The organism is Streptomyces sp. T028, from assembly GCF_048159505.1.
GTDB lineage: Bacteria > Actinomycetota > Actinomycetes > Streptomycetales > Streptomycetaceae > Streptomyces.
In genome coordinates, this window is the sequence record NZ_JBLRVZ010000026.1 from 250,344 (window position 1) to 265,296 (window position 14,953).

Annotated in this window: 14 protein-coding genes; 5 read left to right on the top strand and 9 right to left on the bottom strand. The window is 71.9% G+C overall.

Going from position 1 to position 14,953, the window contains the following annotated elements; genetic code table 11:
• Window positions 1-6 precede the first annotated feature (6 nt).
• A complete protein-coding gene (locus ACLZN2_RS25055; protein WP_416981254.1) occupies window positions 7-717 on the top strand; it encodes a carbon-nitrogen hydrolase family protein in 711 nt (236 codons plus the stop codon).
• A 141-nt stretch (window positions 718-858) separates the two neighbouring features.
• On the opposite strand, the gene rox is transcribed toward ACLZN2_RS25055, so the two are convergent.
• Window positions 859-2,295: a rifampin monooxygenase gene (gene rox / locus ACLZN2_RS25060; protein ID WP_416981255.1), complete on the bottom strand. Its 1,437-nt coding sequence runs from the start codon at window positions 2,293-2,295 to the stop codon at window positions 859-861.
• A 234-nt stretch (window positions 2,296-2,529) separates the two neighbouring features.
• Here rox and ACLZN2_RS25065 point away from each other — a divergent pair, with 234 nt between their 5' ends.
• A complete protein-coding gene (locus ACLZN2_RS25065; RefSeq protein WP_416981256.1) occupies window positions 2,530-3,273 on the top strand; it encodes a TetR/AcrR family transcriptional regulator in 744 nt (247 codons plus the stop codon).
• A gap of 37 nt (window positions 3,274-3,310) precedes the next feature.
• Here ACLZN2_RS25065 and ACLZN2_RS25070 read toward each other — a convergent pair whose 3' ends face one another.
• Both ACLZN2_RS25070 and ACLZN2_RS25075 read right to left on the bottom strand, forming a co-directional pair.
• On the bottom strand, window positions 3,311-4,096 hold the full coding sequence (locus tag ACLZN2_RS25070; protein WP_416981257.1) for an ABC transporter permease: 786 nt from the start codon (window positions 4,094-4,096) through the stop codon (window positions 3,311-3,313).
• On the bottom strand, window positions 4,093-5,091 hold the full coding sequence (locus ACLZN2_RS25075; protein ID WP_416981258.1) for an ATP-binding cassette domain-containing protein: 999 nt from the start codon (window positions 5,089-5,091) through the stop codon (window positions 4,093-4,095). Before ACLZN2_RS25075 ends, ACLZN2_RS25070 begins: the two co-directional genes overlap by 4 nt.
• Window positions 5,092-5,293: 202 nt before the next feature.
• Here ACLZN2_RS25075 and ACLZN2_RS25080 point away from each other — a divergent pair, with 202 nt between their 5' ends.
• A complete protein-coding gene (locus ACLZN2_RS25080; protein ID WP_416981259.1) occupies window positions 5,294-5,521 on the top strand; it encodes an MbtH family protein in 228 nt (75 codons plus the stop codon).
• Window positions 5,522-5,534: 13 nt separating this feature from the next.
• Here the strand turns inward: ACLZN2_RS25080 and ACLZN2_RS25085 are convergent, their stop codons facing one another.
• A complete protein-coding gene (locus ACLZN2_RS25085) occupies window positions 5,535-6,059 on the bottom strand; it encodes a hypothetical protein (RefSeq protein ID WP_416981260.1) in 525 nt (174 codons plus the stop codon).
• Window positions 6,060-6,346: 287 nt separating this feature from the next.
• Window positions 6,347-7,303: a helix-turn-helix transcriptional regulator gene (locus tag ACLZN2_RS25090; protein WP_416981261.1), complete on the bottom strand. Its 957-nt coding sequence runs from the start codon at window positions 7,301-7,303 to the stop codon at window positions 6,347-6,349.
• A 230-nt stretch (window positions 7,304-7,533) separates the two neighbouring features.
• Here ACLZN2_RS25090 and ACLZN2_RS25095 point away from each other — a divergent pair, with 230 nt between their 5' ends.
• Together ACLZN2_RS25095 and ACLZN2_RS25100 are read left to right on the top strand one after the other, a co-directional pair.
• Entirely contained in the window at window positions 7,534-7,779 is a 246-nt protein-coding gene (locus ACLZN2_RS25095; protein WP_416981262.1) for a hypothetical protein, read from the top strand.
• A gap of 243 nt (window positions 7,780-8,022) precedes the next feature.
• On the top strand, window positions 8,023-8,265 hold the full coding sequence (locus ACLZN2_RS25100; protein WP_416981263.1) for a response regulator transcription factor: 243 nt from the start codon (window positions 8,023-8,025) through the stop codon (window positions 8,263-8,265).
• Between the two features lie 77 nt (window positions 8,266-8,342).
• On the opposite strand, the gene ACLZN2_RS25105 is transcribed toward ACLZN2_RS25100, so the two are convergent.
• The 4 genes from ACLZN2_RS25105 to ACLZN2_RS25120 are packed head-to-tail and all read right to left on the bottom strand — an operon-like array spanning window position 8,343 to window position 14,792.
• Window positions 8,343-9,914 carry an amino acid adenylation domain-containing protein gene (locus ACLZN2_RS25105; protein WP_416981264.1) on the bottom strand — a complete coding sequence of 524 codons (1,572 nt, stop codon included), beginning with the start codon at window positions 9,912-9,914 and terminating at the stop codon, window positions 8,343-8,345.
• Window positions 9,911-10,693 carry an OAM dimerization domain-containing protein gene (locus ACLZN2_RS25110; protein ID WP_416981265.1) on the bottom strand — a complete coding sequence of 261 codons (783 nt, stop codon included), beginning with the start codon at window positions 10,691-10,693 and terminating at the stop codon, window positions 9,911-9,913. The genes ACLZN2_RS25105 and ACLZN2_RS25110 overlap by 4 nt, the downstream gene beginning before the upstream one ends.
• Window positions 10,690-13,392: a lysine 5,6-aminomutase subunit alpha TIM-barrel domain-containing protein gene (locus ACLZN2_RS25115; RefSeq protein WP_416981266.1), complete on the bottom strand. Its 2,703-nt coding sequence runs from the start codon at window positions 13,390-13,392 to the stop codon at window positions 10,690-10,692. The genes ACLZN2_RS25110 and ACLZN2_RS25115 overlap by 4 nt, the downstream gene beginning before the upstream one ends.
• Complete coding sequence (locus ACLZN2_RS25120) at window positions 13,389-14,792, bottom strand: KamA family radical SAM protein (RefSeq protein ID WP_416981267.1); 1,404 nt, start codon at window positions 14,790-14,792, stop codon at window positions 13,389-13,391. Before ACLZN2_RS25120 ends, ACLZN2_RS25115 begins: the two co-directional genes overlap by 4 nt.
• Window positions 14,793-14,953 lie beyond the last annotated feature (161 nt).

Sequence of the window (14,953 nt, forward strand, 5' to 3'; positions counted from 1 at the left end):
TTCGGGGTGAAGCAGCCGTTGAGCATCGCGGTGGCGCAGCCGAGGTGCACGGCCTACGACGTGACGGCCAACGCGGTGGCTCATGCGGAGGCCGTTCGGGCGGCGGACGCGCGGGTGGTGGTCTTCCCCGAGATGTCGCTGACGGGATACGAGCTGGACGCGGTGCCGGTCGTTCCGGACGATGAACGGCTGGCTCCGATCGTCGCCGCCTGCGCGGAGACGGGGACGCTTGCCTTGGTCGGCGCGCCTGTGCCGGGTCCTCGTATCGGCATCCTGGCTGTGGACGGCGAGGGCGCGCGGGTGGCTTACGGGAAGGTGTATCTGCACGGCAGCGAGGCCGCCCGCTTTGTGCCGGGGGAGCCCGCCGTGATCGAAGTGGACGGGTGGCGGCTGGGGCTCGCCGTCTGCCGCGACACGGGTATCCCTGAGCATGCCGCGAAGACGGCCGCGCTGGGGATCGACGGGTATGCGGCCGGGGTTGTCCACGCGGATCACGAGGCTGAGGTCCACGGCGAGCGCGCCCGCCGGGTCGCAGCCGACCACGGTGTGTGGGTCGTCACAGCGGCCTTCGCGGGTCCGACCGGCGGCGGGTTCGACCGCACGTCCGGCCGTTCGGGCATCTGGTCCGCCGACGGGGAACTGGTCGCGGAGGCGAGTGTCGCCCCCGATGAGAGCGCGCGGGCGGTTTTCATCGACTCACCACCGTCCGGACCCTGAGGCGGCGCTCAACCCGAAGAGGTGGCGGCCCGCGTTCCTCCTGTCCGACGTGGCCGGAAACATCACCGGCGTCACCTACGTCATCGACGGCGGCACGATCAAGACTGTCTGAACACGGGCCTTTCGGGTGTTCGGGCGATATCAGTTGGCGGGCTTGCCGAACCAGCGGGAGAGGTGGGCGTCCAGGTCCTGCTGATCGTCGCCGATCCAGGCGACGTGGCCGTCGGGGCGTAGCAGGACGCACGGAACATCCAGTGCCGCGGTGGGATCCGCGAGGTGGTCGACCCGGTCCGACCAGCCGCCGGCGGTCAGGCGTTCGGTGCGGTCCAGCAGCAGCCCGCGGCCACGATGCAGCAGACCGTAGAGGTGGCCCTGGTTCACGTCGATGTCGCGCAGGCGGCGGCCGAGCAGGTCGGGGCCTTCGCCGAAGTCGTAGCGGATGCCGATCGCGGTGATCTTCTCGATGAGATGGCGGTTCACCTCGTCGAAGTCCATCAGTTCGGTGAGCAGCCTGCGCACGGCCTGCGGGCCCGGTTCGGTGGAGTGCAGTTCCATCTGGGCGCGGGTGTTGTCCAGCACGTCCTCGGCGACCGGACGGCGTTCGGCCTGGTAGGTGTCCAGCAGTGTTTCCGGCGCCCAGCCGCGGATGTGTGCGGCCAGTTTCCAGCCGAGGTTGAACGCGTCCTGAACGCCCAGGTTGAGGCCCTGTCCGCCGGTGGGCGGGTGGATGTGGGCCGCGTCGCCGGCCAGCAGCACCCGCCCGACCCGATAGCGTTCGGCCAGCCGGGTGGCATCCCCGAAGCGGGACAACCAACGCGGGGAGTGCACGCCGAAATCGGTTCCGGCGACGGTGCGCAGCTGCTGTCTGAAATCCTCGAGGGTGGGTGGTTGCGCGCGATCGCTGACTCCCGCGGCGGGAACCACGACGCTGTACGTCCCTTCGCCCATGGGCCTGAGCCAGAATCGCTTGTCGGTCTCGCCGATTTCGGTCACCTTGGCGGCGATCTCCTCCTGCGGCACACCCACTTCCATCTCGCCCATCAGCGTCTCGGTCCGCGAGGGCTCGCCGGGGAAGCCGACGCCGAGCAGTTTGCGCACCGTACTGCGCCCGCCGTCACAGCCGACGAGATAGCGCGAACGCAGCTGTTCGCCGTCGGCCAGCTCGACGGTCACCCCCTCGTCGTCCTGCTCGACATCGGCCACCGCACAACCTCGGCGGACCTGCGCACCCAGTTGGGTCGCGTGTTCTTCGAGCAGGCGAACGATGACCGGCTGCGGCATGCCCAGCAGATAGGCGTGCGCGGAATCCAGGCCCTGGGGTGCGGGTTTGTCGATGGCGGCGAAGAATCCGCCGGCCGGACGCTGTCGTCCGTGTGCGCGAATGCGATCCAGCAGTCCGCGCATCGCCATCAGTTCGATACTGCGAATGTGCAGACCGACGATGCGGGCGAACGACACGGGCTCGGTTTCCTTCTCCAGAACGAGTACCCGCACATCGTGCAGCCTGAGCTCGGCGGCCAGCATCGCGCCGGCCGGCCCGCACCCGGCAATGATCACGTCGAACATGGGAGAGTGCATGGGTGTTGCCTTTCGGGAGTGCCTTGTTGGCGAGGCGCTCCCGGCGACACCTACGTCGATCGCCCGATCGTGACGGGAAGGCGGAGCACCCACATCGATACAGCGTTCATGGGTCTCACCTCCTCGGGCGGTGTCACGGTCCACCGCAAGCTACAAGCCCGCGCACCACCCCGTCCAACCCTTTTCCGGCTTCCAGCTGTAATCGAGGACGCTGTACGCGATTACCATCGGCGCATGAGCGATCCGAATCCGATCATCTGGTTGCGGCGGGAAAGAGGGGCGAGGGGACCGGCTCCGGCGTACAGCCGTGAGCGCATCGCCGAGGTGGCGATCGCGCTGGCGGACGGCGAGGGCATCGAGGCGGTGACGATGCGGCGCATCGCCAAGGAACTAGGCACCGGCGCGATGACGCTCTACCGGTATCTGCCGAACAAGGAAGACCTGTACGCCGTGGTGATCGACCAGGCCCTCGGCTTCGAGGAGCAGGAGCCGACCGGGGACGTCCGTGCGGATCTGGCCACGTTCGCCCGCCGGTACCGGGAGACGTTGCTCCGGCACCCCTGGCTGGCGCACGCCATGGCCGGCAGGCCGATCATGGGCCCCAACCTGCTCAGTGCCAACGAGCGCGACCTCGCCCTCGTCGACGGCCGTGGACTGAGCATCGACGACATGGTCCACGTCGTGAACCTGATCCGGCACTGGGTCACGGGTGCCAGCCAGGCCGAGACCGCGGAGCGGGAAGCGGCCCTGCGCTCCGGGGAGGATCGCGCGGCCTGGCAGAAGCGGATGGGGCCGTACATGACCGAACTGCTGGCCACCGGCCGCTTTCCGTACCTGGAGCGGTTGGTCCACGAGGCACGGCACGGCGGCCACGACGAGAAGTTCGAGGCCGGCCTCGCCATCCTGCTGGACGGCGTCGAGGCCCGTTTCCCGACCCTGTCCGGCCCCCCGGGGAACGAGCCGCCGGAGCGCTCCTGAGAACGCACGTGTTGCTGAACCGCTCCGGGGCGCGGGTTCACAGGCCGGCGCGGGCGAAGCGCCGTACCGAGAGCGGGACGAAGACCACCAGGAGCACCGCGGTCCACAGCAGGGTCGCGGTCAGCGGGTGGGTGAGCGGCCACGAGCCGTCCGCGGCGGGTGCCCCGGGGTTGCCGAACAGCTTCCGGCACGCGGCGACCGCGGCGCTGACCGGGTTCCATTCGCAGATCGCCCGCAGCCAGGCCGGCATGCCGTCCGTCGGCACGAACGCGTTGGACAGCATGCTGAGGGGCAGGGTGAGGGGCGACAGCGAGTCGGCCGTCCGCTCCGACGGCAGCAGCAGCCCCAGGTACGTACCGACCCAGGACATGGTGTAGCGGAAGAGGAGCAGGACACCGACCGCGGCCGCGGCGCGGCCGAGGCCGTCGTGCACGCGCCAGCCGACGGCCAGCCCGCAGGCCAGCAGGATGACCAGCCCGAACAGTCCCGTGACGGCGTCCGCGCCCGTCTGGCCGACAGGCACCGCCATGCGGGAGGTGGGCATCGAGCGCAGCCTGTCCGTCACCCCGCGGCTCTGGTCGGCGGCGACGTCCACCATCGCCGAGGACAGCGCGAACATGCCGGTCATCACGAACAGGCCGGGCATGAGGTACTCGCGGTAGTTCCCGTCGCCCGGAACCCGGATGGCACTGCCGAAGACATAGCCGAAGAGGACGACCATGACCGCGGGCATCACCAGCATCGCGACAAGGGTGCCGGGCTGATGCCGCAGTTGGAGGAGTTTGCGCTCGACCAGGGTGAGACTGTCCGCCAGGACGATCACGCTGCCGCCTCCTGCTTCTTCCGCTGCTCGGGGTGTTCGTCGGTCCGCCGCTCCGCGGACTCCTCCACGGGGCGGCCGGTGAGAGTGAGGAAGACGTCGTCGAGGCTGGGCCTGCGGACTCCGACGTCCTGAATGGCCACCCCCGCCGCGTCGAGTTCGCGCACGATCCGCGGCACCGACGGCGCCTTGCCGTGCACGCCCGTGACGATGCTCAGGTCCTGGGCCCACGGCTGTCCTCCGGTCATCCGCTCGAGGACGGCCATGGCCTCCGCGACGTCGTCCTCGCTGCTCACCTCGACGTCGATGTGACTGCCGATCCGGGTCTTGAGCTGTGCCGGGGTGCCCTCGGCGATCACCTGCCCGCGGTCGATCACGGCCACGGCCGAGGCGAGTCGGTCGGCCTCCTCGAGGTACTGGGTGGTGAGCAGCACGGTCGTGCCGGCCGCGACCAGTTCGCGCACGACGGCCCAGATCTCCAGGCGGCTGCGCGGGTCGAGTCCGGTGGTGGGCTCGTCCAGGAAGAGGACGGACGGCGCGCGCAGCAGGCTGGCCATCAGGTCGACGCGTCGCCGCATGCCGCCGGAGTAGGTGCCGACCTGCCGGTCGGCTGCCTCGGTGAGCTCGAACCGCTCCAGCAGCTCGTCGGCGCGCCGCCGGGCGCCGCGTCGGCCCAGCCGGGCCAGCCTGCCGAAGACCCGCAGGTTCTCGCGGCCCGTCAGCTTCTCGTCCATGGCCGCGTACTGCCCGGCCAGCCCGATGGCTTCGCGGACCTTGCCGGGGTGTTCTGCCACGTCGAAGCCGGCGACGGTGGCGCGCCCGGCCGTGGGGAGGGTCAGCGTGCTGAGGATCCGGACGGCGGTGCTCTTGCCCGCGCCGTTCGGTCCGAGCAGTCCGTAGACGGTGCCGGGCGGCACGGCCAGGTCCAGGCCGGCCAGCGCCTCGACGTCACCGAAGCGTTTCCGCAGGCCCCGGGCCGACACGATGGGTGAATCCACGTCTCCTCCAGTTCGCCAATAAGTGAGTACCTCGTACGCTGTATTACTGTACGTAAGTGAGTACGCCGTACGCAACTCGGGAACACCCTGTGCGCCTTGTCGCGTCATCCCGTGACTTGAGCGGAAAGCCCGCAGGGGAAATCATCTGCGGCGGGTGGGTGAGCTCACCGCACCCAGTCCCGGCACGAGGAGGAACACCATCGTGAGCGGCCCCTTCGACAACCCGGACGGCGCCTTCCTCGTCCTCGTCAACGAGGAGAACCAGCACTCCCTGTGGCCTGCGTCCGCCGAGGTGCCGGCGGGCTGGACCGTGGCCCGGCCGGAGGGCTCGCGCCAGGACTGCCTGGCCTACATAGGCGAGCACTGGACCGACATCCGTCCCGCGAGCCTGCTGCGGGCCATGGCCGCCGACGCCGTACCGGACCGGTGACCGGTGTGCCGGGTCACCAGACCGGCGGGTGCAGTGCGAGGACGAGGAGTGTGCAGGGCGCATGCGCCTGGTTGAGCTCGTAGCCCAAGCCGTACGGCACGTAGAGGGCTTCACCCACCCTCAGACGCAGTTCCAGGGGGCGGTCCAGTACGGCACGGGCCCGTCCGGGAGGTGCCGGTTCGACGCGGCCTCCGCAGCTGCCGCGCACCGGCAGGAACACAAGGTCGGTCGCGGCCGTGTTGCCGGCGTTCCGCGTGCCGGTGGGCAGGGTCAGATACGAACTCCCGACCCGGCAGCCCAGCAGTTCACCGAGGCTCGAGGTCAGCTTCGCCGTCCCGGCGGCCACGCCGTCCGGCTCCCGTCGCGGGCCCTCGCGCCCGCGCCGTACGCCGCCGTCCCCCGACAGCACGGCGTCGACACCGTCCGGCCACACCATGGCCGGTCCCCTGTCGCGGTGGACCGACAGGCACAGGGCCAGATCCCTGACCAGGAGCTCCAGACCGGCCTTGCCCTTGCCGCGGTCTCCCTCGTAGTCCACGTCCCGCTCCGCTCCGCATCGCACCCGCAGCGTCCCGCGTGCCGTAGTTCACGCGCGGACGGCCCGTACGTGGTACACGGGACATCCCGGGAGGGGCAGGTCTGCCGTCGCGCCACATGACCGCGAGGGCGGGCGGTGCCGTGGCCCCGGCTCGCGCCTGCGGTTTGCAGGAACTCTGCTGCACACGACGCGAGTTGCGGGAGTCCCGGACTCACGGTACCGAAGCGGTGGCGGCCCGTCGCCCCGCGGGCGGTGTCCCCGGACGTTCCGGCGGGGTGTGCTCGGCCTCAGTCCGTGGAACCGGCCTCCGGGGCGTCGTCGAGGAGTCCTTGCTGCGCCGCGAGGACCCCGGCCTGAAAGCGGCTCTCGGCCCCGAGGGTCTCCATGATGTCGGCGATGTGTTTCCTGGCGGTGCGCAGGGACATGCCGATCCGGCGCGCGATGCTCTCGTCCTTCAGGCCGGCCGCGAGCAGCCGCACGATCGTCCGGTGGATGTCCTTGGCGACGAGTTCCAGGCCGTCGGCGGCGGCGTCGGAGAACGGCGCGGCCTGCGTCCACGCCTGCTCGAACATCTCGCACAGGTAGTGGACGACGGAGGGTTCCCGGATCACCACCGCGCCCCAGGTGCCGCCGCGTTCGGGGATGAAGGCCACCTTGCGGTCGAAGACGATCAGCCGGCCGAACAGCTCGTGCGCGGTGCGGTACTCGGCACCGAGGGCGGACACCATGGCGACATAGGCCTGGCTGGGTCCGTTGAAGCGTGCGGTGTGGTGGTAGAGCGTGCGCATCCGCACCCCGCGGGACAGTATCGCGGTGTCACGGGCCAGTGCCTCCTGGAGGACTTCGGGAAGCCTGTTCCCGCCGGGCTGACTGGTGAGCATCTCCTCGGTGCACTCCTCGGCGGCCCGGTTGAGGGCGGCCCGTACCTCCCCCAGTCCGGGGATCACCTCCAGATCGACGGACTCCCGGCTGAGGCTGTCCCGGTAGTGGCCGCGCAGATCGGCGAACTGGTCCCGGATGCGATGCAGTTCGGCCTGCTGGGTGCGGATCGCGGCCTCCATGGAGATGGTCACCGCCGCGGCCACCAGGTCCGGATCGACCGGGCGCAGCCGCGCCGGGTCGTCCAAGTCGGCTTTGAGCAGCCCGAGTTCGGTCAGGGAGCCGACGCCGCGCACCACCTCGTCGCGGGTGAGGCCCAGTTCCCGGGCCGCGCACTCCGCGTCCATGCGTTCGTTCGCCGCCACCCATCGGTAGAGGGCGGACTCCCTGTCACTGAGTCGTACAGGTGGGTCGATTGCCCGGTTACTATCTGATATGAACATTACATCCCCTGTTCCCTTTGCTGCGGGACAGCTTGGTGAGCACCTCGGCCGCTGGTCATGACGACCGTCGGCACTGAAGTCTTGAGGGCACCGGAGATCGAATACACGGAACTACCGGTTCCGTTCAAGAAATCAGAACCAGGAGTGCCCCCATGAAGTCCTTCCGTGCCACCGCCGCAGCGTCCGCCCTCGCGTGCATCGCGTTCGCCGGCTTCATGGGAGCGGTCCACACCGTGTCGGCGCCCACACCCGAAGCGGCCACGCATTCCGTGCTCGCCGGCACGGAGGACACGGACGACGACAGCGGATGGGGCCGTCGCTCCACCGACGTCGTGGTCACCGCAGCGGGCGGCATCTCCACGGACGGCGACAGCGGATGGGGCAGGGTGGGCGGCTGAACCGGTCCGCACGCGGCTCGACGAGCCCGGCGAGCCCAGGTCGGCGCACCGCCCCGGAATCGGGCAGACGGTCAGCACTCGGCTCGCACCCCCACCGTGTCGTCCCCCGATCACGGCGCACCTTAACCCGCCTCACCGCGGTCCGGCGCGGCGACGCGCGCGAGACGCGCCGGGCAGTCCTGACCGTCCCGCCGGCGAAGGCTCGGCCCCGAGGCTCTCGTCCTCACTGAGAAAGGCACACCTGTGCGTCCGTTCGCCGTCGAAACACTGAAACAGCTCAGCGACCGTGAGCTCGAAGTACTCGGCCATCTCGCCGAGGGACACACGTATGCCTCCATCGCGCGCAGAATGAATCTGAGTCCGCACACCGTGGACACCTATCTGCGCAGAATCCGGGGAAAGGCGGGGGTCAGCAACCGGGCGCACCTCATGCTGCTGGCCCTTCAGGTCTCCTGGCACAGCGACCCCGGCCTGGCGCAGGCGTAGATCCGCTCCGGCCCATGACGGCGGAGGGNCCGACGGGGAACTCCCGTCGGCGCCCTCCGCCGTCATGGGTGGGTGGGTCAGGGGGTCTCTGTCGTGCGGACCGGCCCCGGGGACGGGCGGGCGCCGGAGACGGCCACCAGCGCCGTACGGTCCAGCTTGCCGTGCGGGGTGAGCGGCAGCCGGTCGAGGTAGCGCAGTCGCTGCGGAAGCATGTGCGCGGGGAGTCGCCGGGCGAGGTGCTCGCGCACCTGGTGCGGGGGCAGTTCGTCCCGGTCGGCGACCAGGTAGGCGGCGAGCACCGGTGTACGGCCGCTGTCGTCGACGAGGCAGGCGGCACCGTCGACGCCGGGCATGGCGCGCAACTCCGTCTCGATCTCGCCGAGTTCGATGCGGAACCCGCGCAGCTTGACCTGGCCGTCCATCCGGCCCGCGTAGAAGAGCCGACCGTCGGCGTCGGCGACGGCCCAGTCACCGCTGCGGTAGCGGCGGCCCGTGCCGTCCGGTGCCGGAGGGAATCGTTCGGCGGTGAGGGCGCTGCGGCCGAGGTAGCCGTGACTGACCCCCACCCCGCCGACCCACAGTTCACCGGGCTGCCCCGGATCCACCAACTGCCCTTGTTCATCGCGGAGTTCGACGGTCAGGTGGTCCAGCGGCCGTCCGATCGGGGTCCGTCCGGGACCGGCCTCGCGCAGGATGTCGGGCGTGAGGGTGCAGTGGGTGACATGCACGGTGGTCTCCGTGATGCCGTACATGTTGGTGACGGCCGCGGCGGGTGCCGTGCCCGCGTCCCACCAGCGGCGTACGTCGTCGGGCACGAGTGCCTCGCCGCCGAGGACGACATGGCGCAGGGCCGGCAGCCGCACCCCGCCGGCCGCCGCCTCGGTGACGAGCTGGCCGAAGGCGGAGGGCACCTGGTTGAGCACGGTGACCCCTTCGGCCGCCAGCAGCTCCGCGAAGGCCTCGGGGTCGGCGGCGGTGTCCCGGTCGACGACCACCGCCCGGCCGCCGTACAGCAGGGCGCCCCAGATCTCCCAGACACTGAAGTCGAAGCTCCAGGAATGGAACAGCGTCCACACGTCGTCGGCTCCGACGTCGAACAGGGGCACGGCGGCGTCCAGCAGGGCCAGCACCTGCGCGTGCCCGACGACACAGCCCTTGGGCGCGCCCGTGGAGCCGGAGGTGTAGATGGTGTAGGCGGTGTCCGGGGGGAGGACGGGCGGGTCGGCGGCGCCGGGGGCCGGCGGCCGCGAGGTGAGGACCAGCGGTCCCGCCTCGGCGAGCGGGGACTCCCCCGGTGCCGGAGGCCCTTCGGCGAGGACCAGCCGGGCGCCCGAGTCGTCGAGCAGATGGCGCTGCCGGTCCCGCGGATACCCGGGGTCGACCGGCAGGTAGGAGGCTCCGGCGCCCAGGATGCCCAGGAGTCCGGCCAGTGCGGACCACGAGCGCCCGGCCCGCAACGCGACGGGCTGTCCGGGGGTGACCCGGCCGCGCAGGGCGCGGGTGACGGCGTCGGCCTGCTCGGCGAGTCGGCCGTAGGTGACCGGACCGCGGGCGTCGGTGACGGCCGTACGGCCGGGCTCACGGGCGGCGACCGTACGGAACCGGGCGTCGAGCCGGTCCGCGGTACCGCTCGCTTCCGGTGGCCTCATACGGCGCTCCTGTCGTCCGCCGGGGCGGCCCGTTCGGCGGTCGAGGCGTGGGCGAGATAGCTGGCCACGTCGTCGGGGGTGGTGCCGCGTCCGAAGACGCGGTCGGCGCCCAGTTCGGCGGCCATGGCCGGGTCGAAGCGCGGTCCGCCCACCACCAGCAGGGGCCGGCGCCTCCCGGCGAACGCCGCGTCCAGTTCGGCGCTGAGTTCGCGTACGTTGGTCAGGTGCGCGTCGCGCTGGGTGACGGCCTGGGAGACGAGGACGGCGTCGGCGCGCTCGCTCACCGCCCGGTGGACCAGGTCGGCGACCGCGACCTGGGCGCCGAGGTTGACCACGCGCATCGAGTGGTAGTACTCGAGGCCCTTCTGCCCGGCGAAGCCCTTGATGTTGAGGATGGCGTCGATGCCGACGGTGTGCGCGTCCGTCCCGATGCACGCGCCGACCACGACCAGCTCGCGGCCCAGGCCCTGGTGGACGGTCTCGTCGACCTCCTGGGCCGACAGCAGCGGGTACTCCCGTTCCACGACGTCGACGGTGTCCAGGTCCACCCGGTGGACGACCGCGCCGTAGACGACGAAGAAGGCGAACTCCTCCCCCACCGGCCGGGCGTGGACCAGGAGCGGGCGCTCCATGCCCATCAGACGGGCCAGTCGGAGGGCGGCGGCCTCGGCGAGGGGGCCGTGCGGCAGGGGGAGGGTGAACGACAGCTGCACCATGCCGTCGTCGGTGGTGTCGCCGTAGGGACGGACCGCGGGCGGCGGCCCTGCGGGGGTGTTCATCGCCGGTCTTCTCCTTCCGGTTCGGGGTCCCGGGACCCCTCCAGCAGTTCGATGGCGGGATTGCGGTAGCCGGGGGCGCGTTCGGCCAGCCCGTCCCGGCCGCGGCCGCCGTCGGCGGGACGGCGCATGCCGCCGAACGTGCCCTCGGCGATGGCGGCCGGCAGGCCGCGGTCGCACAGCCCCTCCAGCAGGTCGACGGCCTCGCGCAGCACCGTGTCCGCGCGGCGGGCGATGACACCGCCGGGGGCCGGCCGGAAGTCCTCCTCCAGGGAGCCGGCGGCGTCCAGCACGTACCGGACGTTCTGCAGCGCCAGGTCGCGGTCGGAGAGGAAGGGGGTGACGACGGCCTCGGTCATCATGCCGACGAGCAGGATGTTCTGCCGGGTCAGCGCCCCGGCCAGGTTGAAGAACCCGTTGAGCAGATACCCGCGGAAGACGTCACCGGTCATGTGTCGGGTCGGCGGCATCCACTTGAGCGGGGCGTCGGGGAACAGTTCGCGGGCGAGCAGCGCGTGGGCGAGTTCCATGCGGAAGGAGTCGGGCAGGTCCGGGTCGATCTCGAAGGCGTGCCCCAGGCCGAGCTGGGCGTCGGTGAGTCCGGCCTCCTTGCCGAAGTACTCGTTCAGCAGCTGGCTGGCGGTGACCGTGTGGGCCGCCCGCATCGCGTCGGCGGTGGTGAGGTAGTTGTCCTCGCCCGTGTTGATCACGATGCCGGCGCGGGCGTGCAGCTGGCGGGAGAACCGCTGGTCGACGAAGGTGCGCAGCGGGTTGATGTCGCGGAAGAGGATGCCGTACATCGAGTCGTTGAGCATCATGTCGAGCCGTTCCAGGCCCGCCAGTACGGCGATCTCCGGCATGCACAGTCCGGAGGCGTAGTTGGTCAGGCGGACGTAGCGGCCGAGCCGCGCCGAGACCTCGTCGAGGGCGGCGCGCATCAGGCGGAAGTTCTCCTGGGTGGCGTAGGTGCCGGCGTAGCCCTCGCGGGTGGCGCCGTGGGGCACGTAGTCGAGCAGCGACTGGCCGGTGGAGCGGATGACGGCGATGACGTCGGCCCCGCCGCGGGCCGCCGCCACGGCCTGCCGGACGTCCTCGTGGATGTCGCCGGTGGCCACGATCAGATAGACGAGCGGTCCGCGCGGCTCGCCCCACTCCTGGATCAGGCGCTCGCGTTCCCGGCGGCGTCCGTCGATGACCGCGAGGCCCTTGGCCATGGCCCGGCGGGCGTCGCGTACGGCGTGTTCGGCGGCGGCGCCCTCGGGCAGCCGGAAGGACACGTCCCGGGCCGTGGCGCGGGCGGCGAGCTCGGTGAGGTCGCGGCTCGGCCCGTCGCGCAGCGCGTGCCAGACCGGCAGCGCCACCCCGTGTTCCAGACCGACCTGGTCCCGCACCGCGTCCACCAGCCGGTTGACCCAGGGGATGCCCTCGGCGTCGGCACCGGACAGCCCTGCCAGCCGCAGCGCGGCCCGCTCCACGGCCACGGTGGTGTGGGACCGGGCCAGGTCCACCACCGGGCGCCCGGCGCGCACGGCCAGCTTCCTCGCCCGTTCCACCAGGTGAGGGTCGAGGCCGAGCTTGCCTGCGGTGGCCGCGGGCCGGCGGACGGCGGTGGCTGCGGGGCGGACGGCGGTGTCGGCGTGCGACGGTGCGAGTCTGCGGGCGAACAGGTCCCGTACTCCCGGCTCGGTGCGCACCAGGTCCAGGGCCTGGTCGGCGTGGCCGGGCTGGTAGCCGTTGCCGATCAGCATGGTGACGTCGGCGCGCAGCCCTTCGGCGCCGAGCGCCGCCGCGGGGAACGAGGTGGCCATCGAGAAGAAGACGACGGTGCCGCCGTCGCGTGTCGCCAGCACCGCCGCGTGCTCGCAGCCGGGTACGTCGGTGCAGACCACGGTGATGTCGACGGGACCGCCGCACCCGTCGAGCCGCTCGCTCAGCGCGACCGCGTCGCGGGCGTCGGCCCGCAGCACCGTGCCGGCCAGCCCGGACGCGGTGAGCGCGGCCTCCTCGGCACGGTCGGGCACGATGCCCACCAGCCGGCCCGCGCCGGCGCGGCGGGCGGCGGCCAGCGCGAGGCTGCCCGACTTGCCGGCCGCGCCCAGGACGGCCACCGAGGGCGCGGCGCCGGAGCGGGTGGCGTACTCGGCGACGGTACGGGCCGTCAGCGCGGGCGCGCCGCACACGTCCAGGACGGCGAGGGACAGTTCGTCGGGCAGGTCGGCGGGCAGGGCCGCGGCGACGGACCGGCCGAAGAGGACGGCGTGCCCGCGGGCCGGTACGCGCTCCCCCAGCCCGTCCCAGTCGCGCAGCCCGTCGGTCAGGGTCAGGGGCGTCAGCGTGAGGGAGACCAGGCTGGCCACCCGGTCGCCGGGCTTGAGCCCGAGCGGGGTGCGCGGCCCGGCCTCGGCGACCGTGCCGATCAGCATGCCCCCGGAACCGGTGACCGGGTTGTGCATCTTGCCTCGCTCGCGCACGATCCGGCACACCGCGTCCCGTATCGCGTCGCCGTCCCCGCCGTGCTCCTCGTGGAGCTGCCGGTAGGACGCCGCGTCGAGGTTGAGGTACTCCACGTCGATGCGCACCTCGTCGTCGTGGAGCGGGGAGTCGGGGTCGAGCCGGTCGGCGGCCTGCGGCAGCACCCCGGCCGGGGCGAGCACCCGGTGCAGTCCGAGCGGTGAACTCCGCTTCTCCGCACCGCCGTTCACCGGGACTCCGCCGGCCGCCGCCGCGCCCAGTGTGCCTGCCCGGCGTCGGGCAGGGTGTGCAGGGGGTCGTAGTAGTGGTGGGTGCGGCGCAGCGCCTCGGGATCGTCGTGCTCCACGGAGGTCAGGTAGTTCTTGGACCAGTCGGAGACGCCCAGTTCGCGGTCGTAGGCGTCGGCCTGGTGCACCCAGCGCTTGCCGACGTAGGGCACGTCGCACACCAGCCGGGGGGTGGCGAAGCCGGGCAGGTAGCCCATGACGGCGTGCTGGAGGCTTTGGGCCTCGGACAGCGGGATCCGCCAGTGCTCGGCGCCGGGCACGATGTCGCAGAGGTAGAAGTAGTACGGCATGATCTGCGCGCTGTCGAGCAGGGCGAAGCACAGGTCGAGCAGGGCCTCGGGCGTGTGGTTGACGCCGTGCAGGAGCACGCCCTGGTTGCGTACGTCGCGCAGACCGGCGGCGAGCAGCGCGCGGGACGCCTCGGCGACCAGCGGGGTGATCTGCTGGACGGCGTTGGCGTGGGTGTGCATCGCCAGACCGACGCCGCGCGCGGAGGCCTTGGCGGCGAGGTGGGCCATGCCGTCGAGCACGTCGGGGGCGAGCCAGTGCTGGGGCAGTCCGACCAGGCCCTTGCTGGCGAGCCGGATGTCCCGGATGTTGTCCAGGTCGAGGAGCCGGTCCACGAAGGAACGCAGCCTGGGCCAGGGCACGTTGGCGACGTCGCCCCCGGAGACCACGACGTCGCGCACGGTGGGTGTGGCGCGCAGATAGGCGATCATCCGGTCGAGGCGGTCCGCCGGGCGCAGCACGAACCGGTACTTGTCGATCTGCGGGGTGGAGGTGCCGACCAGGTCCATGCGGGTGCAGTGGCCGCAGTACTGCGGGCAGGTGGTGACGAGTTCGGCGAGCACCTTGGTCGGATAGCGGTGGGTGAGGCCCTCGACCACCCACATCTCGGCCTCGTGCAGGGAGTCCCGGGAGGCGAGCGGGTGACTGGGCCACCTGGGGTGGCGGTCGCTGGCGACGGGCAGCATGTAGCGGCGGACGGGGTCGGCGTACCAGGCGGTGGTGTCGGGGGCGGACAGGGGGGCGATGGTGTTGAGGACGTGCGGCGTGAGCAGGATCGGCATGGTCGCGAACTGCCGTTGGTCGGCCGCGAGGTCGTCGTAGAACGCCTCGTCGAGGCCGGTTCCGGCCACCTCGCGCAGGTGTCGGACACCCTTGACGCAGTGGGCGCGCTGCCACTGCGGGTCGCGCCACTCGGCGGGGGTGACGTGCCGCCAGGCCGGGAAGCGCCGCCAGTCGGGCTCGACGGGCTCGTGGCGTCGGTAGCCGTACGGCTGGCCGGGCGCGTCGGCCGCCTCCCGGGTGGGCGGCGCGGCCGGCGGCGGTGCGGTTCTCACGGGGTGCCTCGGTTTCTCCCGGCCGTGGGCGGCGGGTGGGGTCTCGGAGCGGGGCGGCACGGGGTAGGGGTCGGGGTCACGGCCGTGCACCGCAGGTGCATCGGGGGCGCGCCAGGTCTGGGACGGTCCGGGCGACCCGGGTCGGGTGCGGGCCGATCCGG

What these genes read in the sequence shown, in the direction of transcription:
- rox (WP_416981255.1), bottom strand. Translation starts at nt 2,295, where the DNA reads ATGCACTCTCCCATGTTCGACGTGATCATTGCCGGGTGCGGGCCGGCC.
- ACLZN2_RS25065 (WP_416981256.1), top strand. Translation starts at nt 2,530, where the DNA reads ATGAGCGATCCGAATCCGATCATCTGGTTGCGGCGGGAAAGAGGGGCG.
- ACLZN2_RS25095 (WP_416981262.1), top strand. Translation starts at nt 7,534, where the DNA reads ATGAAGTCCTTCCGTGCCACCGCCGCAGCGTCCGCCCTCGCGTGCATC.
- ACLZN2_RS25105 (WP_416981264.1), bottom strand. Translation starts at nt 9,914, where the DNA reads ATGAGGCCACCGGAAGCGAGCGGTACCGCGGACCGGCTCGACGCCCGG.
- ACLZN2_RS25110 (WP_416981265.1), bottom strand. Translation starts at nt 10,693, where the DNA reads ATGAACACCCCCGCAGGGCCGCCGCCCGCGGTCCGTCCCTACGGCGAC.